The sequence below is a fragment of the Streptomyces longisporus genome (genome assembly GCF_039532765.1).
GTDB classification, from domain to species: domain Bacteria; phylum Actinomycetota; class Actinomycetes; order Streptomycetales; family Streptomycetaceae; genus Streptomyces; species Streptomyces longisporus.
Genome location: NZ_BAAASG010000009.1, coordinates 335262 through 354579 on the forward strand (window position 1 = coordinate 335262; position 19318 = coordinate 354579).

Below are 19318 nucleotides of genomic sequence, written 5' to 3' on the forward strand. Positions count from 1 at the left end.
GTAAGAACAGGCTGGATTGGATCAGTTCCAGAGCTTGCTTCTCATCAATCCCCAAGGTCCGGAACGGGAATCGTGACTTCCAACAGCCCACGCAGCAGGTCCCTCAGGAGCTACCCCGCGGCGGCCGTCGCGCTTGCCGCGACCACGGCCCTGCTGGCGGGATGTGGCTCCTCCGACGGCAGCAAGTCCTCCGATCCGCTCCAGGGCGGGGGCTCCGACGGCAAGACCGTCGTCGTCGGCTCGAACAACTTCCCTGAGAGCATCCTGCTCGCCGACATCTACGGCGAGGCCCTCAAGGCCAAGGGTGTCAAGGTCACCTACAAGCCGAACATCGGAAGCCGCGAGACGACGTACGGGCTGCTGAAGAACGGCTCCGTCACCGTGCTGCCGGAGTACAACGGCGCCCTGCTGGCCTATCTCGACCCCAAGGCCGCGCCGAAGACGGTCGAGGCGACCACCGCCGCGATCGAGGCCAAGCTGGACTCCAAGCTGACCCTCCTCGACCCCGCCTCCGCGCAGGACAAGGACTCGGTCACGGTCAACAAGGCCACCGCCGACAAGTACAAGCTGACGTCCGAGTCCAGCATCGCGGACCTCAAGGGCATCGCGAAGGGCCTGACCATCGGCGCCTCGCCGGAGTTCCAGACCCGGCAGCAGGGCCTGGTCGGCCTGAAGTCCGTGTACGGCCTGGAGTTCGAGGGCTTCAAGGCGCTCGACGCGGGCGGCCCGCTCACCCTGGCGGCGCTGAAGAAGAACACCGTGCAGGTCGCGGACATCTTCACCACGGACCCGAACATCACCAAGGAGAAGTTCGTGGTCCTCCAGGACCCGAAGAACCTCTTCGGGTTCGAGAACGTGCAGCCGCTCGTCTACAAGAGCGGTCTGCCCTCGAAGGGCGTCGCCGCGCTCAACGCGGTCTCGGCCAAGCTCGACACCAAGTCCCTGCTCGAACTGGACACCCAGGTCCAGCTCGAGAACAAGGACCCGCTGGACGTCGCCAAGGCCTGGCTGAAGTCGGCCGGCCTGGGCTGACCCCCGGACGAACAGACGCGGGCGTCCCCACCACGGGGGCGCCCGCGTCGTGTGCGCGGGCCCGCTCAGTAGCCGACGTAGAAGGTCGCGTCCTGCTTGTCGGTGGTGGTCGAGACGGGGTCGATGCGCAGGACGAAGTCGGAGTGGCGGAGGTAGCGGGTCGGGTTGTTGTACGAGCGGAAGGACGCCCAGGAGGAGTCGGCCAGTCCGGCAGTCCGGTAGAACGTGGCGTCCGCGGCGAAGGTCGACGTGCCGTCGTTGACGTCGAGCTGGAGCGCGTAGTTGTAGTGGCGCAGGTAGCGGGTGGGGTAGTTGACCGACTGGAAGGACACCCCCGCGCTGTCCGCGAGGCCCGGCACCAGCTTCCACTGGGAGTCGGTGTAGGGGTCGAAGGCGTACTCGTCGATCCGCCCCACGTAGTTGTAGTGGCGGACGTAACGCGCCGGGTAGTTGTAGGACTTCAGCCGGTTCCAGGTGGGCGTGCCCCACTTGGCGAGCAGGTTGTTGTACTCGGTCGAGGTGATCGGCTGGATGCCGCAGTGCTTGGAGTTGAGCGGCTGGGTGTAGATCTTCTGGTCGAGGGCCGTCCAGGTACCCGCGGCCAGGCTGCTGGTCTGCCAGGCGTAGAACACGCCGTTGGGCGACCAGGTGTCGCCCCAGAGGTACCAAGTGGAGCTGGACGTCAGGGACTTGACCAGGGTCGGGGCCTCGGTGCCGCCATGTGAGACGGGGGTGCTGAACGCGCTGAAGCTGCCCGGGTCGAGTGAGCTGGAGCGGGCGCCGACCAGCGTCGAGTTCTTCTTGAAGTAGAGGTAGTTGACGCCGTTCACACCGATCGCGAGGTCACCGTCGATGACGTCGTAGCCGGGGTCGAAGAAGACCTGCGGACTGCCCGCGGTCACGAAGTCGCTGGTGTAGTTCACCATGATCACGTTGTGGCCGCTGGAGTTCACGGCCGAGTAGATCACGCCGTACGTACCGCGGCCCGCGTCCCAGTAGGCCTCGGGCGCCCAGCTGTGGGTGTTCATGTCGTGCAGCTTCATCCGCCGGTAACCGGTGAAGGTGCGCAGGTCGGTGGAGTCCCAGACGTGGATGTACTGGCTGACGTACGTCCAGTCGGTGCCCTTGAGGTCGGTGGCGAGGACGACGAAGGTGCCGTCCTGCTTGCGCAGGATGAACGGGTCGCGCAGGCCCAGGGAGCCCTCGGTGGGGGTGGCGACCGGGTTGTTCTGGTTCAGCGGGGTCCACTGCAGCCCGTCGGGGCTGACGGCCAGGTGCAGTCCGTAGTTGGCGGCCAGCATGTCCGGCGACTCCGTGAAGTAGCACATGACATGGGCCGAGTCGGTGGCGGCCCGCGCGGTTCCCGCGCCCAGGGCCAGCGCACCGGTGGCGGCGAGCGGCACGGCCGCCGCCATGCCGAGGAAGGAGCGGCGGGAGGGGTGGGGGTGCGCGGGGTGCGGCGTCGCGTTCATTCCTGCGCCTGGTCGATATGTCGAACTAGGTTCGGTAAATCGATCAGAAGGTAAGGAGGTGGCGCATGCGCGTCAATGAGACGGTCGTGCTTGGCTGATTTTCGCCGTTCACTTGTCCGTCGGCCGTGGACCGCCTGTGTGGACCGCCGTCGCGATCAACTGGTCGATCAGCGCGATCAGTACGTCCCGGGACGACTCCCGCTCGCGTGCGTCGCACAGCAGCACCTGGACGTGGTCCGGGAGGGCGAGTGCCTCGCGGATCTCCTCGGGCGGGTACGGGTGGTCGCCGTAGAAGCCGTTGACGCCCACCACGAAGGGGATGCCCCGGCGTTCGAAGAAGTCGATGGCGGCGAAGCTGGTCTGAGGGCGGCGGACGTCGATGAGGACGACCGCGCCCAGGGCGCCCAGGGCCAGATCGTTCCACATGAACCAGAAGCGCTGCTGACCGGGCGTGCCGAAGAGGTAGAGGACGAGGTCGCTGCCGATGCTGATGCGGCCGAAGTCCAGGGCCACGGTGGTGGCCCGTTTCTCCTCGATGCCGTCCAGGTCGTCCACGCCGAGACCGGCGGCGGTCAGCGGTTCCTCGGTGCGCAGCGGGGCGATCTCGCTGACCGAGCCGACCATGGTGGTCTTGCCGACGCCGAAGCCACCGGCGATCAGGATCTTCACCGTGTCGGGCGCCGCCCGGGTGACGAGGTCAGAGCCGGCCAAGGCCGTCCCTCACTTTCTGCAGCAGGTCCAGGTCTTCCGGTTCGCACGAGACGGGGTGCGGGGCGCGGGCGGTGATACGGCCGCTCTCCAGCAGATCGCAGAGCATGATCACGACCACGCTCACCGGCAGATCGAGCAGGGCGGCGAGTTCCGCGACGGCGATCGGCTCGGCGCAGCGCCGCAGGATGCGCTGGTGCTCGGGCTGCGGTCGGGTGGCCCAGGCCGGCGGCGGGTCCACCGCGGTCACCGTCGTGATGAGCGTGAAGTCGGCACGGCTGGGCCGGGTCCGTCCTCCGGTGAGCGCGAACAGCCGTACCAGACGGCCGTCCGTGTCGCCTCCGCTCACCTCACGCGCCGGGCTCGGCGGTCGGGCCGAGACCCGTCCTCGGTGCCGCGCTCAGGTGCTCGCCGATCTTCTTCACCAGCATGTTCATCTGGTACGCCACCACGCCGACGTCCGCGCCCTGACTGGTGAGGACGACGAGATGGGCGCCCGGGCCGGCCGAGGTCAGGATCAGATAGCTGTGCGCCATCTCGATCAGCGCCTGCCGCACCGGACCGCCACGGAAGTCCATGCTGACGCCCTTGCTCAGGCTCATCAGACCGGACGCGGTCGCCGCCAGCCGCTCGGCGTCGTCGCGCAGGAACCCGGTGGACTTGCTGACGACCAGCCCGTCCTCGGAGAGCACCACGGCGTGGTTCACCTCGGCGACCCGCTCCACGAGTCCGGTCAGCAACTGGTCGAGCTGGGTATGGGTGGCTGGGACGGGGGGTGTCATGGCGGTGTTCCTTCGTCAGCGGTCGGCGGGCGGAGTCGAGGGGAGGGGGGTGCCTTCGTCGGCCAGGTGCGCATCCGGTTCCCGAGTACCGAATGCGCCCTCCTGACCCTGGTCGTACTGCGTGTCTGTGTCGTCGTCACGTGCCTGGAGCGTGCCGCGCTGGAAACCGGCGAGCGAGGAGGCGGCCCGCTCGGCGGTGAACTCCTCGGCGTGGTCGTGCTGTTCGTCGCCGGCGGCCTCCTCGCGCAGTTCGGCGGCCAGGCTGGTCTGGGGGACGCGGCGGGGGAGCGGGGCGAGGCCCTCACGCCGGGCCGAGGACGCAGCGGCGGCGGGCGCGGTGCGGGCCGGGGCGGCGGGGCGGGGCTCCCGTACGGGCTGCGCGGGCTCCTTTGCAGGGGGCTGTTCCTCCACGGCGGAGGTCTCCTCGCCGGGGGCCGACACCGGCTCCCGTACGACGATCTCGTGCGGCAGCAGCACGATCGCCGTCGTTCCGCCGTACGGCGAGGGGCGCAGAGTGACCGCGATGCCGTGCCGGGTGGCGAGCCGGGCGATCACGAACATACCGAGCCGGAGGTCGTCGGCCAGCGCCACCACGTCGAACTGCGGCGCGACCGCCAACTGCGCGTTGAAGGAGGCGTAGTCCTCCTCCGACAGCCCGAGGCCACGGTCCTCCACCTCGATCGCCAGGCCCTTGGCGACCAGCGCGGCCCGCACGTCGACCGGGGCCGGCGCCGGCGAGTACGCGGTCGCGTTGTCGATGAGCTCGGCCAGCAGATGGATCACGTCGGCCACCGCGGGCGGCGCGATGTACACGTCCTCGTCGGTGTGCACCTCGACCCGCTGGTACTCGGCGACCTCGCCGACGGCGCTGCGCAGGATGTCGATGAGTGCGACCGGCTCGCGCCAGCTGCGCCGCGGCTGCTCACCGCTGATGATGACCAGGTTCTCCTCGTAGCGGCGCAACTGGCTGGCCGTGGAGTCCAGTTCGTACAGGCCCTTGAGGACGTCCGGGTCGGAGTGGCTGCGCTCCAGCGCGTCCAGCTTGGTCAGCTGCAGATTGACCAGGTTCTGACTCTGCCGGGCGATGCCAAGGATGACCTTCTGGAAGCCGCGCCGGGTGTCGGCGAGCTCGACCGCGGTGTGCACCGCCGTGCGCTGCGCCTTGTTGAACGCCCGTGCCACCTGCCCGAGTTCGTCGCGGCCGTAGTCCAGTGGCGGGGTCGCCAGGTCCGCGTCGACCTTCTCGCCCCGGTCGAGGCGGGCCACCACGTCCGGCAGCCGTTCCTCGGCCAGGCTGAGCGTGGCCTCCCTGAGGCCGCGCAGTCGCCGGGACAGGGACCGGGTGATCCGCCAGGACATGCCCACGCACACCAGCAGCGCGAGCAGACCGCCCGCGCTCAGCGAGGCGGCGGTGAGCAGCAGGCTGTCGGATTTGTCGGCGCTGCGGTCGAGCAGCCCGGACGTCTGGACCCGGATCATCCGACCGTACTCGTCGCCGACCTTGGCGAAGGCGACCGCCCACTGCTTGCGCGCATCGGGCAGGGTCACCTTCCCGTCCGGGCCCGGCCGGGCCGCGAGCACCTTGTCCTCGATGTCCTGGACGGTCTGCCACTCGGGGCTCTGCAGGATCCGCTCGGTCTGCGTCTTCGCGTCGCCCTGCAGCGAGGGGACGATCTGGTCCTCGACCAGCCAGCGCCGGGTGTCGACCAGCTGTGTGAACGTGGCCCAGGACTTGTCGCTCAGCCGCCCCGCCGGCCAGGCCAGCGTGAGCTGCGCGTCCTCCTGCGCGACCAGCTCCGCCGCATGCTCCAGGGCGACCAGGGGTCCGGCCTGCGAGGTGAGGTCGCCGTCGTCGACCTGGGAAAGCTCCTGGAAGGCGTGGATCTGGTCGTCGATGATCGAGCTGTACTGGTCCAGCGCCTGCGCCGCGGTGATGTCGGTGGGATCGTCCACCTGGCCCCGGTAGTACTCCAGACTGCCCACCGAGCCGAGCACCGAGTACAGGCGGTCCGAGATGCGCGCGGGCGCCTTCCTGATCGCGTCGGACTGGCCGACCAGCTTCGCGACCGCCTTGTCCGTGTCCTTGCGCTGGGCGACCAGCGCGGTGCGGGAGCCGCGCGGGTCGCCGGCCAGCCAGGCCGCCGACAGGCTGCGCTCCCGCTGCAGCGCGAGCGTCGCTTCCGTGCCCATGGCCCCCGTCGACCGGCTCAGCTCGGTCTGCCCGCGCAGCCGCAGCCCCTCGTCGAACATCTGCGTGGTCGTCAGGGCCCACATCGCGGCGAGGGTGACGCTGGGCACCAGGGCCAGCAGGATCAGGGAGAGACGTATGGAGCCGAGACGGCGCCGGGCACCTGTCCGTGGAGACATCGTCGTCCTAGGCGGTCAGCGGAGCGGAGGGGCGGAAGGGGAGACACGGGGGTGGCCGTGAGCGGGGAGAGAAGGGGTGCACAGGATGCTATCCGTACAAGTGACCGCACGTGCCACAGGTCTCCGAATCTTTCGCGACATTGATGTACGAAGTGTCGCCGGCCGTCCGGCTCAGCGTGTGCCGCGCGCCGCGTACCTGGCGACCGAGGCCACGTTCGCCTTGGTCACGAAGGCCGGGCCGGTGAGCACGGGCGACACACCGCCGCCGCTGGTGTTGCCGTTGGTCCTGTACAGCCACAGCGCGTCCACCGCGAGATAGCCCTGCAGATACGGCTGCTGATCCACCGCGAACTGCACGTCACCGCTCTCGACGGCCTTCACCAGGTCCTGGTTGAGGTCGAAGGTCGCGACATGGGCCCTGCTGCCGGACTCCTGCACCGACTTCACCGCGGTGAGCGCGAACTGGGCGCCCAGGGTGACCACTTCGTCGATCGTCGGGTCCTGCCGCAGCTTCGCGGTGATCGCGGCGGCGGTCGCGTTCGCGTCGGCGCCCTCGACGTAGAGCATCTCGGTCCTGCCGTCGAAGGTCTTCTTCACGCCGGCGCAGCGGGCCTCCAGAGCGACGTTGCCGCGCTCGTGGATCACGCACAGGGCGTGCTTGGCCCTCAGGTCGTCGAGCTTGTTCCCGACGGCCCGCCCGGCGAGGCTCTCGTCCTGCCCGAAGAACTCCAGGACCCCCTCGGACTGCCAGGAGTCGATGCCGGAGTTGAGGCCGACCACGGGTGTGTCCGCGGCCTTGGCCGCCGCTATCGGGCCCTTCATCGCCTGCGGCTTGGCGAGTGTCACCGCGATGCCGTCGACCTTCTGCCTGATGGCGTCCCGCACCAGTTCGGCCTGCCCCGCCGCATCGGAGTCATTGGCGTACGTCAGGTCGATGTTGTCCTTCGCCGCGGCGTCCTCGGCGCCCTTCTTCACCAGGTCCCAGAAGGTGTCGCCCGGCGAGGCGTGCGTGACCAGGGCGACCTTGAGACGGGCGGTGCCCGCCCTGCCGGCGCCGTCCCTGGAGTCGGACGTGGCGCCGGCCGTGGAGCAGCCGGCCGCGAGCAGGCACACGGCCGCGGCCAGGGCGGCGACGCGCGCGGATCTGTGGGAGGCGGGCGGTGGGGGAGGAGTGTTCATGAGGGTGCGGCACCTCGCTGAGCGGCCGAGCAAGCGGAACGGCGAGAGAACTCCCCGAACGGCGTCCCACACTTCGTACACCCTCCGGATGACTCTCGCTGGCCGGAGCCAATCGTGTGTGACCGCCGGTAGTCAAGTGATCAGCAACCTTGAGTGAGTTGTTGCTGCCGCATCGTGATGATGCATTCCGGCTGGCAGGGGTATCCACGGCCCGCGGGCCGCGGCAGGACTCGTCACGGCTTGCGGGCCACCGCCCCGTACATGGCGATGTCCTCGTCGCGGATCACTTCGCCGTCCGTCCCGTCCCGATGCCACTTGTGGACCTGGACGATGCCCGGCGCGACGAGTTCGAGGCCCTCGAAGAACTCCGCGGCCTCCGCGAGGGTGCGCAGCCGCATCGGCATGCCGCGGGCCGCGTACTCACGGGCGACCCGGCCGACCTCCTGCGGTGCGAACTCGGCCGTACCGATGGACATCGCCAAGTAGCTGCCGGAGGGGAGCGGTTCGAGGAGGCGGCGGACGATGCCGACGGCGTCGTGCTCGTCGAGGAGGAAGTGGACGATCGCGACGACGGTCAGCGCCACCGGCTCACCCGGGTCCAGGGTGTCGCGGAAGGCTGCGCTGCCGAGGATGGCCTGCGGGTCGCGCATGTCCGCCTCGACATACGAAGTCCTGCCCTTTGGCGTGCTGTTCAGCAGCCCCTGGGAGAGGGCGAGGACGAGCGGGTCGTTGTCGACGTACACGACCCGGGAGGCGGGGGTCACCGACTGGGCGATCTCATGGATGTCGGGCGAGGTCGGTATGCCGCTGCCGATGTCGAGGAACTGCCGTATTCCCGCCTCCTCGGCCAGCCACCGCACGGCACGGTTCATCCAGTCGCGGTTGGCCCGCATATGGATCGGCAGGGCGGGCCACTCCCGGCGCAGGGCGTCGCCCGCCTCCCGGTCGGCGGGGTAGTGGTCCTTTCCGCCCAGGATGTAGTCGTAGATCCGCGCTGCGTGCGCGGTTGTCGTGTCGATGCGGCCGATCGGCCGGGCACTGTCCTCGGGCACGGCGGCCCCTCCCGTAATGTCGTCGATCTCCACGAGACCTCGACCACCCACCTCGTCAACTCAGGGGCGACGCACACCACTTGGCCCACAGGAGTCACGGGACCAACGGGTTCCGGACTGCGGCCGAAGGGGCGCGACGGGCCGGGCGCGACGTGTGAGAAATCGACACGGCAAACGCCCCGGATGGAAGAAATCCTCCTTCTGGGACCGTCGGCTGGAGGGCCTCTCCCGCCACCCGCACGCTGAGCCGTGGCCGGTCGGACGCCCTGCTCGGCGGGGTCGTCGGCCGAGGTTCTACGACGGTGGAGAGGACCCCCCATGACTGCTGAACGCGTGCTGACGCCGGCTCCCACGGCGTACCGATGGCGGTGGCCGGCGCTTGCCGCCCTGCTGCTAGGTGAGGCGATGAACCTGCTGGACGCGACCATCGTGCAGGTCGCCGCGCCGGCGATCCACAGCGATCTGGGCGGGTCGGTCTCCGACATCCAGTGGTTCACGACCGCCTACACCCTGCCCTTCGCGGTGCTGCTGATCACCGGTGGACGGCTGGGTGACATCGCCGGGCGCAAACGGCTGTTCGTGATCGGTGTCACGGGCTTCATGCTCGTGTCCGCCGCGTGTGCCGTGGCGCCTTCGGTGGGGCTGCTGATCGCCTTTCGGGTGGTGCAGGGCGGGGCGGCGGCCGTGATCATCCCCCAGACCATAGGGCTGATCAAGGCCATGTTCACCGGGCCCGAGGTGGCCAAGGCCCTCGGCAGCATCGGGCCCGTGATGGGACTGGCGGCGGTCTGCGGGCCGGTACTCGGCGGTGTGCTGACCCACGCCGACCTGTTCGGCTCCTCGTGGCGCGCGGCGTTCCTGGTGAACGTACCGCTCTCGCTGGTCGTGCTCGCGCTCTCGCCCAGGCTGCTGGAGAACCGCGCACCCAAGCGGCCCACCCTCGATCTGACGGGCACCTTGCTGGCCATGGCGGGGATCGGGCTCGTCGTCCATCCGCTGATCGGCGCGGACCTCGCCGCGTTGTCGGGATGGAGCTGGGGGGCAGTGGCGGCAGGGCTGTGCCTGATGACGGTGTTCGCGGTGCACCAGCGCAGGCTGGCCGTGGCCGGACGCAACCCGCTGGTGGAACCGAGCCTGTTCGCACACCGCGGCTTCCCGGCCGCCCTGGTGGCGTCGACGTCCTTCTTCGCGGTCACCAACGGTCTGCTGACGGTCGTCGTGCTTCAGCTCCAACTGGGCGCGGGGGTCGGTGTGTTGCAGGCGGGACTGACGCTGGCGCCCTGGTCGGTGGGGCTGGCCATCGCGTCCTGGATCGCCGGGGCCCATCTGGTCGGGCGGTACGGGCGGCGCGTGATGTCGCTCGGTCTCGCGGTGCTGTCGGCGGGGGCGCTGTCGGCCGTCGCGGTGTACCGCGGGACGGATGCACACCCGGGCTCCTACCCCACGCCGTTGCTGTTCGCGCTGGGGGTCGTGGGGGTCGGGGTGGGCCTCTTCACCCCCGCCTTCTTCACCATCGCCCTGAAACCGCTGCGGCCGCAGGAGATCGGCTCGGCGGCGGGGCTGCTCAATGCGGTGCAGCAGTTGGGGGCCACGCTCGGGGTTGCGGTGCTGGGCAGTGTGTACCTGGGCAATGCGGACTCCGGCGACGCGGCGGCCGGGATGCGGGCGGTGCAGTTGGCGATTTGGGGGGCGGTCGGGTTGCTGGCGGTGAGCTTCGGGTCAAGCCGGATGATGGTCGACGCGAGCGCGTCTGGGGAGGGTGGGGCGGGGCGGTGACCGGCGCTTGGTCTTTTCAGCCCGGCCGGCGTTCGAGGACGAGGGCCCTTCAGGGACGAACGGGGGCCCGGGGCGCAGCCCCCAGGGGTGGTCGCCTCAATGGCGGTGCCAAGCACCCGGCCGTATCGCAGAGATGATCGGACTCGCTGCCTTGAGGTTCTGGAGGACCGGGCTGGTTTCCAGGGCGTGGACCGAATCCAGGGAGCCGAGCCGGTGGACGAGATAGCGGTGCAGGTCGGCCGGGTCGCGGCAGAGGGCCTGGGCGACCAGGTTGGTGGGACCCGTGGTGGCCGCGACGAAGGCCAGTTCGTCATGGCTCGCCAGGGTTGCCGCCACGCGGTCCAGGTGGGCCGGCCGCACCGCCATCCACAGCAGCGCCCGCGTGTTGACACCGAAGTGCCCGGCATCGACCTCGACGTCGAAGAAGACCGTGCCGCCCGCCCGCAGATCCGCGAGCCGACGCGCCACGGTCACCGGTGACCAGCCGGTGGCCTGCGCCAGCTCGGCATGCGTGGCCCGCCCGTCCTGTTGCAGGGCGAGGAGCAACCCGGCGTCGGAGTCGGCGAGTTGGCGCGGCACCGGCACGTAGGAGCCGTCGGCCGCCTCGTGGTCGCGCAGGACCCGCTGTTGCCGCTCGTCCAGCGCGCTCGCGCTCCGGCGCCAGTTCGTCGGTCCGCCCAGATAGGTGTGCAGCAGGCAGTGCGCGGACACCGCGGTGATGGCTCCGGTGCGTGGAATGTCGTGCAGGAGGAGGAGGTTTCCCGCCCCCGACGAGTCCGTCGGCGCGTGGACGACCGCGACGACCTCCGTACCGCCGGAGGCGAGCTTCACCCACGACGTGTCCGGCCGGCGCGCCAGCGCATACGCCAGGTCCCGGGCGGAACTCGCCACCACCGTGAGTCGGACCAGCCACTGCGTCTGCCCCGCCCGATGCGGATCCGACAACCCCACCACCCGCAGCGACGCCTCCGCGCGCAGCCGTCGGTAGCGCCGCGCCACGGTCTGCGCAGAGACGTCGAGCGCGGCGGCGATCCGGCTGAAGGGCGCACGGCCGTCGATGTGCAGCGCGTGGATCAGAGCACGGTCCAGGTCGTCCAGCATGTGCACATTCTTCAGTGGCCTTCCTCAGCCGGGCGGGCCGGGATCCAGGCGGCCGCCCGAGGGGTGCAGGTCGACCTCTGGGCGAGCGCCGGATCCCGGCCCCGCGTGGCTACAGCTGCACGGCCTCGTGCACGGTCCGTGCGGCCTGTGCAGCCCGCGCTTCCTTCCGCCGCTTCCGGCGGCTGACCCGCGGCTCCTGGTCCGGCAGCCAGCCGAAGGCGAGGCAACTGCCGACAGCTCCCAGGAGCAGGCCGACGAAGAAGCCCCCGAGGTTCGAGGTGAGCCAGGTGGCCAGAGAGGCCAGCACGCCGATGATCGAGTAGAACAGGCGTTGCGTGGGGTTGAAAAGGATCAGCAGTCCGCACAGCAGCATCACGGTGGGCAGCAGGTAGCCGGCCAGGTTCTGCGCGCCGGAGTGCAGGATGACCTTCAGTGAGGCCTTCTCGGTGAGCAGTATCTCCGCCCCGCCCAGGGCGAGCAGCAGCCCGCCCCAGAACGGACGGCGGGCCCGCCACTCACGAAAAGCGGGCCGCGCGCCTTGTTTCGGACGGTCCGACATCAGCAACCCGAGTCGCTGAAGCTGAGTTTCAGGCCCGGCAGCTTGAACACCCCGGCCGTCGTCGCATAGTTGGTCTGCCGCAGGTTGTCGATGTGCACCGTGTCGGCCTGCTGGCTGAAGACGCCCGCCGGCCCCTTGACGCCGGCCTTGTTGAGCGTGCTCGCGTCGTTGCCGATCTCGATGTTCTTGAAGGCGGCGTCGCCGGTCAGCTGGGTCGAGTCCGTGGTGAGGTCGGTCGCCTGCACCTTCGACGAGCCGCTGCCCGCCTTGATCAGCAGGTTGGTGCCGCCCAGGTCGACACTCTGGCACAGACTGTCCAGTGTCGCGCTCTTGATGGCGGAGGTGACGACCAGCACCTGACCGCCGCTGTCGCCGGCGTTGGGGCTGTTGTCGATCATGTTGTCGAGCGCGCCGAACTGCTCGAAGCCGGTGCCGTCGAGCGACTTGGCGGTCACCGTGAAGGGCATTCCGGAGATCGAGAACGAGACCCCCAGCGCCCCCTCGGCGGTCATGATCGCGAGGCCGGCCGCGATAGCGACGGCCGGGACCGCCATCACGGCGGCGCGGCGCAGCCGGACCCGCCCGCGTCTTGCGGGGTCGGGCGAGGAACCGCTTTCCGGGTTCCCTGTGGTGAGTTCGGCGGACGAGGCCATTTCTGCTCCCATGTGCATAGTCAGTGCGGGTTGGGCATCATCGGCGCGTTGTCCTGGCGCGGACAGCGGCTGCAGACGCACGCCTCCTCCCAAACTCCCGGCGGGTGGAAGGGCTTTCTCGTACTCCGCAGTAGCCAGCGAGGAAGTTACCCGTGGTTACTTTCAAGGGTCAAGGGAGTTGTGAAAAAAGGGTGTTGGTTGTGCTCCACCTGTGGCTCGGCAGGTCGCGCGGGTTCGGTCCCCACTCTTGAACGATCGTCAACTACCTTGTCCTGCCTTGACGTTGACTGACACTCAGGTCTACAACTGCCCCTGGCTTCCCCCAGATCCGTGGCGCCGGATCCAGCCACGCGGCATCGTCCGCGTCTCCCGGACCCCTCATGTCCACACGGGGCCTTCACAGCCCGAGATCCCCCCCCCAGACGGCCCGGTAAGGGCACTTCCCCCCTGGTCCGCTCCAGGCCGTCGCCTCCGCCCGGCCCGGCCGGAGGCCCACCCCCAGGGTCTGCGGCCGGTCATCGGCCGGACGTCGTTGCCGGTCCGTGGCGTACGGAGAAGGCGTCACGGTCCGGCATCGGCGGACGCCGACCGGCGTCCCCCCACCTTTCCCGCGCCACATCGGAAGCCCCCAACCCTCGAACCCCGCACAAGAAAGAGGTACGTCCGCATGCGCACTCGCACTCTTCTCACCCTGGTCGGCACCGTCGCCGCACTCTCGATCCCCGCGGCCGTGCCGGCCTCGGCGGCCGACACCCCCGTCCTCACCACCGGTTCGGCCGGCGGCACCGCCGTCGCGGTCGGCGACGTCCTCACCGCGCCCCTGGCCGGCGGCACCAACGCCACGCTCTACTCCAGTGCGACCGGCACCAGCGGCGTGAGCTGCAAGTCCTCGACCTTCACCGCCACGGTCACGGACAACCCGGCCGCGCCGGGCACGGCCACCGAGTCGGTCGGCGCGCAGACCTTCGACAGCAGCAGCTGCACCAGCAACGTCTTCGGTGTCACGGGCGTCACCAGCATCACGGTCGACAACCTGCCGTACACCACCACCGTGGCCTCCGACGGCACGCTCACCGTGACCCCGGCGAGCGGCTCCACCGTCCAGACCACGGTCAAGCTGAAGACCCTGCTGGGCTCCATCACCTGTGTCTACCAGGCTCCCAGCCTGACCGGCACGACGAGCAACAGCGACGCCAGCATCAACTTCACCAACCAGCAGTTCACCAAGGTGTCCGGTTCGTCGCTCTGCTTCAACAGCGGCTACTTCACCGCCAAGTACGCCCCGGTGACCGACAACGGCGCCACCGTCTACGTCAACTGACCCTCAAGCAGGCGTGCTTCAGCGTCGACGCAGACGCAGCGCCAGGGCGGCGCCGCCGGTGAGCACCAGCACCGCAGCGGCGCCGCCCGCCAGCATGGGCGCGGACGGGCCCGAGCCCGCGGTGGAGGTCGAGGCCACCGGTGTGCTGTCGGGCTCGGTGGACCCCTGCCGTGGAGCCGCCTCCCCGGCCGTACGTGAGGGAGTCGTACGGGGTTCGGGCGTGGCGGTGGGGCTGCTGCTCGCGCCCTTCCCACCGCCGCCTGCGGACGTCGGCGCCGATGCTGCCGTACCGCCGCTCCCGGCCGCCCCGAACACCACGTCGGAGCACGAGTAGTACGTGTCCGTGGTGCTGCTGTTCTGCCAGATGGTGTAGAGCACGTGGTGCCCTCGCCGGTCGGCCGGCAACTTCGCGGTGATGCGGTACGCGCCATTCGTCAGGGCCGGGTCCTTGACCGATGCGAACGGCTGCTCCGGCAGCTCGGCCCAGGTCAGCGGCCTCTTCGGGTCGTAGCCCGGCTTGGTGAGGTAGAGCTTGAACGTGCCGGTGTGCGGGATCGTCGAGGCGTATTGCATGGTCAGGGTCGCGCCCGGCTTCAGGGTCGTCGACGGCCAGTCGGAGCGGGCGAGGTCAAGGCCCTTGTAGGCGGCCAGGCCGCCGCTGCACAGCTTTCCGTCGGGGATGACCTGCCGGTCCCTGCCGCCCACGTCCGCGACCCGCAGGTTGTCCCAGAACGTGAAGGGGGCGCCGTTCGCGGCGACGGCCGCCTTGCACGCCGCCGACTGCGCGTTGCTGCCGCCGTCGGGCGAGCAGGCGTAGGCCCTGCTGACCGGATCCGTGGGCGCACCGTGCGCCTGCGCGGGGGTCGCCGCCCACAGGGGCAGCAGGAACGGGGTCACGAGGGCGGCCGCCAGGGCGGTGCGGTGTGCGGTCATCCGGGGCATCCGGAACGTCTCCTCGGCCGGCGTGGAACGATGTGCTCCCGTGAAGTACGGGCAACCGGCCCGGTGCGTTCAGTACATGACGCTCGGGAGTGGTCCGGGCGCGAACAGCTCCTTGGACCTTGGCCGTTCACCTGCGCCGTACGCCCCTCGGAGCCACCCCGGCCACATTGAAGACCAACCGGTCGCCTCGTACTCTGGCAGTCGCCGTGACGGGCACCTCGCCGTCTGGTCTGTCGTCCGTTTCCAGGGGACCGAGGGAGGGATATGCCCCAACCGACCATCCCTCGACCTACCTTGACGGTCACCTTGCCTCGTCGGCTCGGCCATCGCGCCGCCGTAGCGGAAACGTTTCTCGCGGCTGGGAGCGCACCGGTCCCGCCCCTTTCCCGCCGTTCGCGCGGTGGCTCCGGACCGGTCGGTTACACGTGTCCCCGGGCCGGTCGCCGTATCACCCGCTGGTCGTCGCGAAGACCGTCCGCCAGTGGCAGCTCACCGTCGGCGCCCCGCCCAGGGTAGATACCGTCCATCCCGTTTTCTTCGATGTGCTCGATCACGTCTCTGGCATGCTGGTCTTGGAGGCGGCCCGGCAGGCGCCCGGGTCCGGGCCGTCCGGCCGACCGGGGGCGGGTCCTTTCATGCGGCCTTGCATCATTATCCTGAGCTGGATGGACCCATCTGGATCGAGGTGACCGACGAGGCCGGGACGGGTGCGGAGGTCCGCGGATCCCAGGGCGAATCGACGGTTTTCGCATGCGAAGTCGGCGCCGTCAGACGGTGAGATATCGTTCACTGGGAGTAAGAGAAACAGACAGTCCGGCCCGTTTACAGCCCCAGGAGTGTTCAGTCGATGGCGAGGCAGTTACGCGCCGAGCAGACCCGCGCGACGATCATCACGGCCGCAGCAGACCTGTTCGACCGCCGCGGCTACGAATCGACCAGCTTGAGCGACATCGTGGAACACGCCCAAGTCACCAAGGGCGCCCTCTACTTCCACTTCGCGGCCAAGGAGGACCTCGCCCACGCCATCATGGAGCTGCAGTCCAAGGCCTCGCACGAGGTGACGAAGGACCTGGACGGCCGGGGCTACTCCTCGCTCGAAACCCTGATGCGCATCACCTTCGGCATCGCCCGGCTCTCCGTCGAAGGCCCGATACCCCGGGCCGGCCTCCGGCTCGCCGCCGGCGAGGTCGCCGTGCGGCCGCCTCTGCAGCACCCCTTCACCGAGTGGCGGGACATCGCCACTCGCAAACTCCTCGGCGCCGTCAAGGAGTCCGACGTCCACCCGGACATCGATGTCGACGCCGTCGCCCACTCCCTCGTCAGCTTCTTCGTCGGCACCCGCGTGGTGGGCCGCTCCCTCGAACCCGTCGCCCACCAGCCCCGCAGACTGGCCGAGATGTGGCACCTGGCGATCCGCGGCCTGGTCCCGGTGACCCGCCGCGCCCGCTATGTGAGCCTCGCCGCCCGGCTGGAGCGGGAGCGCTCCGCTTGAAGTGCCGATGTGCGGCTTGGCCGCGGGGGTGCGAGGGGCCGTCGGCCGTCTGCGGCTGCGCCGCGGCTTGTCGCGCCCGCGCGGTGGAGCGGCGCATCGACATGGCCCCGTGCTTCTCATGGGTGCTCGTTTGCGCGGCGTGGTGGTGTGTTGCGCCTGCGCGGCGGGGCCGCCCATCGACACGGTCCCGCGCTCCTTCAGGGGGCTCATGTGTCGCGCCGCGCGCCTGCGAGGTGCGGCAGATCGACATGGCCCCGCGTCCCTCTCCGACGTCGGCAACCTGAGCGGACTCCCTCGGCCCGCTTAGGGTGGGCGCATGCCCCACAGTCCGTCCGCGCCCGTGATCCTCGGCAATGAGCCGGGGTCCTTCCCCCACAGTGTGCTCGCCGAGCGGCACCCCGCGATCATCCGGCAGGTCCGGGACGCCTTCCCCTACGGCCCCGCACAGCACCGCGCCCTCGACGCGCTCCTGGCGAGCTGCACCAAGGGAGTCGTCGAGCCGCTCCCTGCCGACGCGCACGACCGGGACCGCTGGGAGGCGTGGGGCCTGGCCCAGTACGCCGGCCGTTCCTGGTACGACATTCCCTGGCTCTGGTCGGAGAGCTACTTCTACCGTCAACTCCTCGACGCCGTGGGCTACTTCGGCTCCGGGCCCTGGCGGGGCATCGACCCCTTCCGCCCCTTCAAACTGGCCGAGCTCGACTCCCCGGAGACGGACGAGGAACTGGCCGCCCTCGACGCCCTGTCCGCCGACGACCAGGACCGCGCCCTGCTGCACGGCTCCCTCTGGGGCAACCGCGCCGACCTCGGCTTCCGCCTCTCCGGCACCGGGGCCGGCACCGCGGACACCGCCCCTGGCCTGGTCGCCGACGACAGCCAGACCCTCTGGTCGCTGCTCCCACCGTCCGGTGCGGGCACGCTCTGCCTCATCGCGGACAACGCGGGCCGCGAACTCATCCCCGACCTGCTTCTCATCGCCCACCTCCTGGAACGCGGGCGCATCGGCCGTGCCGTCCTGCACATCAAGCCGTACCCGTACTACGTCTCCGACGCGACGACGGCCGACGTGCTCGACGCGCTCAGGAGACTGGCCGGGGCGCGGGGCGCAGCCGTCGAGTACGGCCGCATCCTGTGGTCGGCGATGACCGACGGCCGCCTCAGCCTCCGCGCCCACCCCTTCTCCGCGGCACCGCTGCCGTACGCGGACATGCCGGGCGACCTCCGCGCGGAACTCGCCGCGGCCGCGCTGACCGTCGTGAAGGGCGACCTCAACTACCGCCGTCTCGTGGCAGATCGGATGTGGGCCCCGACCACGCCCTTCGCGGACGTCACGGCCCACTTCCCCGGCCCGGTCGCCGCCCTGCGCACCCTGAAGTCCGACGTGATCACCGGCCTGGACCCCGAAACGGAGGCCGCGCTCGTGGCGGCCGAGGGGCAGCGGTGGCGGACCGGAGGCACCCACGCCCTGATCCAGGTGCGGACCTGAAGACCCGCCCTTGAACCTCAGTCCACCTGCACCGGCAGCGACTTGATCCCGTTGATGAAGTTGGACGTCAGCCGCCTGGCAGGCCCCGCCGTGCGCAGGACCGGCAGGGCACGCAGCACCTCCGCGTACAGCACCCGCAGCTGCAGCCGGGCGAAGTGCGCGCCCAGGCAGACATGCGGACCGTCCCCGAAGGAGACATGCGGGTTCGGCGTACGGGACAGGTCGAGGCGGTCCGGTGCGGCGAAGACCCTTTCGTCATGGTTCGCGGAGGCATGGAAGACGACCACCTTGTCGCCCGTACGGATGCGCCGCCCCGCCAGCTCGGTGTCGCGGGCGGCGGTGCGGCGGAAGCTGAGGACGGGTGGATGCCGACGAAGCAACTCCTCTACGGCGAGGTGCAGTTCGGCCTTTCCGGCGCGCAGCAGCTGGTACGCCTCCGGGTGCTCGGCCAGGATCAGCAGGCCGCCGGGAGCGGCGCTGCGGACGGTGTCGTTGCCCGCGACGGTGAGCAGGAAGAAGAACATCTCCAGTTCGGCGTCGGTGAGTTCGGGGTCCTGGGCGAGCGTCGTCATCACGTCGTCGGCGGGGTGGCGGCGCTTGTGCGCGGCGAGCTGCTGGGCGTAGCCGAACATGTCCCGGAGCATCGCGGGGGAGCGGGGGTTGACCGGTCTGCCGTCCGCGTCGAGCACGGGGGTGCCGGCCTCGTCCGGGTCCTGGTAGCCGATGACCCGCTGCGTCCAGTGCAGCAGCAGGCCGCGGTCGCCGTCGGGGACGCCGAGCAGATCGGCGAGGTTGAGCAGGGCGTAGTCGTCGGTCACGGCGGTGACGAGGTCGACGGTGCCGTCGGTCGTACGGGCCGCCTCCAGCGCCCGCGCGCACAGGGTCCGGGCCCGCTCCTGCGCGACGGACGTGAAGCGGTCGATGCGGCCGGGGGTGAAGGCGCGGCTCACCAGCCGCCTCAACCGCCCGTGCCGCGGCGGATCCTGATTGAGCATCATGCGCCGGATGAAGGGGAGGTCGGCGGGGTCGGGATCGCGGATCTGGGTCGCGCCGAGGTGTGAGGAGTACGTGGCCGAGTCCTTGAGGACGCGTACGACGTCCGCGTGCCGGGTCACCGCCCAGAAGCCGGGCCCGGCCGGCCAGCCCAGTACCTCGGGCTCGTCCTGCCAGGCCACGGGGTGGTGGTCGCGCAGGACGCGGTAGGCGGCGTGGGGGACTCCGGCGGCGTACTGCCGGGGATCGAAGACGTCCGGGATCGGCGGGGCCTCGTACGCATGCATGCGACCACGGTGGGTTCCCTGCGGGGCTGTGGCAAGGTCTTCGCCTGCGGTGTCGCCGTGGTTGCTCGCGCCCGCGCGGCGGAGCCGCAGATCGATACAGCCCCGCACCCTTGGGG

18 protein-coding genes are annotated in these 19318 nt (G+C 70.1%); 6 read left to right on the plus strand and 12 right to left on the minus strand.

All coding sequences use genetic code 11. The features are described 5' to 3' along the window. Positions 1 to 72 precede the first annotated feature (72 nt). Positions 73 to 1032, plus strand: coding sequence for an ABC transporter substrate-binding protein (locus ABD355_RS20450; protein WP_344401924.1), 960 nt, complete (start codon positions 73 to 75; stop codon positions 1030 to 1032). 65 nt (positions 1033 to 1097) lie between these two features. Here ABD355_RS20450 and ABD355_RS20455 read toward each other — a convergent pair whose 3' ends face one another. The 7 genes from ABD355_RS20455 to ABD355_RS20485 all read right to left on the minus strand — a co-directional run bounded on the left by ABD355_RS20455 (position 1098) and on the right by ABD355_RS20485 (position 8592). Further along, positions 1098 to 2504: a glycoside hydrolase family 43 protein gene (locus tag ABD355_RS20455; protein WP_344401925.1), complete on the minus strand. Its 1407-nt coding sequence runs from the start codon at positions 2502 to 2504 to the stop codon at positions 1098 to 1100. A 108-nt stretch (positions 2505 to 2612) separates the two neighbouring features. After that, on the minus strand, positions 2613 to 3215 hold the full coding sequence (locus ABD355_RS20460) for a GTP-binding protein (RefSeq protein WP_344401926.1): 603 nt from the start codon (positions 3213 to 3215) through the stop codon (positions 2613 to 2615). Then, positions 3202 to 3561, minus strand: coding sequence for a DUF742 domain-containing protein (locus tag ABD355_RS20465; protein WP_344401927.1), 360 nt, complete (start codon positions 3559 to 3561; stop codon positions 3202 to 3204). The genes ABD355_RS20460 and ABD355_RS20465 overlap by 14 nt, the downstream gene beginning before the upstream one ends. A 1-nt stretch (position 3562) precedes the next feature. Further along, entirely contained in the window at positions 3563 to 3994 is a 432-nt protein-coding gene (locus tag ABD355_RS20470; RefSeq protein ID WP_344401928.1) for a roadblock/LC7 domain-containing protein, read from the minus strand. A 15-nt stretch (positions 3995 to 4009) separates the two neighbouring features. Next, positions 4010 to 6361 (minus strand): sensor histidine kinase, encoded by a 2352-nt coding sequence (locus tag ABD355_RS20475; protein WP_344401929.1) that lies wholly within the window; start codon positions 6359 to 6361, stop codon positions 4010 to 4012. A gap of 171 nt (positions 6362 to 6532) precedes the next feature. Continuing rightward, positions 6533 to 7540 carry a substrate-binding domain-containing protein gene (locus ABD355_RS20480; protein ID WP_344401931.1) on the minus strand — a complete coding sequence of 336 codons (1008 nt, stop codon included), beginning with the start codon at positions 7538 to 7540 and terminating at the stop codon, positions 6533 to 6535. A gap of 233 nt (positions 7541 to 7773) precedes the next feature. After that, positions 7774 to 8592: an SAM-dependent methyltransferase gene (locus tag ABD355_RS20485; RefSeq protein WP_344401932.1), complete on the minus strand. Its 819-nt coding sequence runs from the start codon at positions 8590 to 8592 to the stop codon at positions 7774 to 7776. 318 nt (positions 8593 to 8910) lie between these two features. Here ABD355_RS20485 and ABD355_RS20490 point away from each other — a divergent pair, with 318 nt between their 5' ends. Then, positions 8911 to 10368 carry an MFS transporter gene (locus ABD355_RS20490; RefSeq protein ID WP_344401933.1) on the plus strand — a complete coding sequence of 486 codons (1458 nt, stop codon included), beginning with the start codon at positions 8911 to 8913 and terminating at the stop codon, positions 10366 to 10368. A 96-nt stretch (positions 10369 to 10464) separates the two neighbouring features. On the opposite strand, the gene ABD355_RS20495 is transcribed toward ABD355_RS20490, so the two are convergent. From ABD355_RS20495 to ABD355_RS20505, 3 genes are all read right to left on the minus strand, one after another. Then, complete coding sequence (locus tag ABD355_RS20495) at positions 10465 to 11469, minus strand: Lrp/AsnC family transcriptional regulator (protein WP_344401934.1); 1005 nt, start codon at positions 11467 to 11469, stop codon at positions 10465 to 10467. Between the two features lie 109 nt (positions 11470 to 11578). Continuing rightward, on the minus strand, positions 11579 to 12028 hold the full coding sequence (locus tag ABD355_RS20500) for a DUF6114 domain-containing protein (protein ID WP_344401935.1): 450 nt from the start codon (positions 12026 to 12028) through the stop codon (positions 11579 to 11581). After that, positions 12028 to 12681, minus strand: coding sequence for a DUF6230 family protein (locus ABD355_RS20505; protein ID WP_344401936.1), 654 nt, complete (start codon positions 12679 to 12681; stop codon positions 12028 to 12030). Before ABD355_RS20505 ends, ABD355_RS20500 begins: the two co-directional genes overlap by 1 nt. A 667-nt stretch (positions 12682 to 13348) precedes the next feature. On the opposite strand from ABD355_RS20505, the gene ABD355_RS20510 reads away from it, so the two are divergent. After that, complete coding sequence (locus ABD355_RS20510; protein WP_344401937.1) at positions 13349 to 14002, plus strand: Tat pathway signal sequence domain protein; 654 nt, start codon at positions 13349 to 13351, stop codon at positions 14000 to 14002. 18 nt (positions 14003 to 14020) lie between these two features. Here ABD355_RS20510 and ABD355_RS20515 read toward each other — a convergent pair whose 3' ends face one another. Beyond that, the gene (locus ABD355_RS20515) at positions 14021 to 14944 is read right to left on the minus strand and encodes a lytic polysaccharide monooxygenase auxiliary activity family 9 protein (RefSeq protein ID WP_344401938.1); all 924 of its coding nucleotides are present in this window, start codon (positions 14942 to 14944) and stop codon (positions 14021 to 14023) included. A 425-nt stretch (positions 14945 to 15369) separates the two neighbouring features. On the opposite strand from ABD355_RS20515, the gene ABD355_RS20520 reads away from it, so the two are divergent. The 3 genes from ABD355_RS20520 (at position 15370) to ABD355_RS20530 (ending at position 17922) form a co-directional block, all read left to right on the plus strand. Further along, positions 15370 to 15633: an AfsA-related hotdog domain-containing protein gene (locus ABD355_RS20520; protein WP_344401939.1), complete on the plus strand. Its 264-nt coding sequence runs from the start codon at positions 15370 to 15372 to the stop codon at positions 15631 to 15633. A gap of 158 nt (positions 15634 to 15791) precedes the next feature. Continuing rightward, entirely contained in the window at positions 15792 to 16436 is a 645-nt protein-coding gene (locus ABD355_RS20525) for a ScbR family autoregulator-binding transcription factor (protein WP_344401940.1), read from the plus strand. 316 nt (positions 16437 to 16752) lie between these two features. Further along, positions 16753 to 17922, plus strand: coding sequence for a damage-control phosphatase ARMT1 family protein (locus tag ABD355_RS20530; protein ID WP_344401941.1), 1170 nt, complete (start codon positions 16753 to 16755; stop codon positions 17920 to 17922). A 17-nt stretch (positions 17923 to 17939) separates the two neighbouring features. Here the strand turns inward: ABD355_RS20530 and ABD355_RS20535 are convergent, their stop codons facing one another. Next, positions 17940 to 19202 carry a cytochrome P450 gene (locus tag ABD355_RS20535; RefSeq protein ID WP_344401942.1) on the minus strand — a complete coding sequence of 421 codons (1263 nt, stop codon included), beginning with the start codon at positions 19200 to 19202 and terminating at the stop codon, positions 17940 to 17942. Between the last annotated feature and the right edge of the window lie 116 nt (positions 19203 to 19318).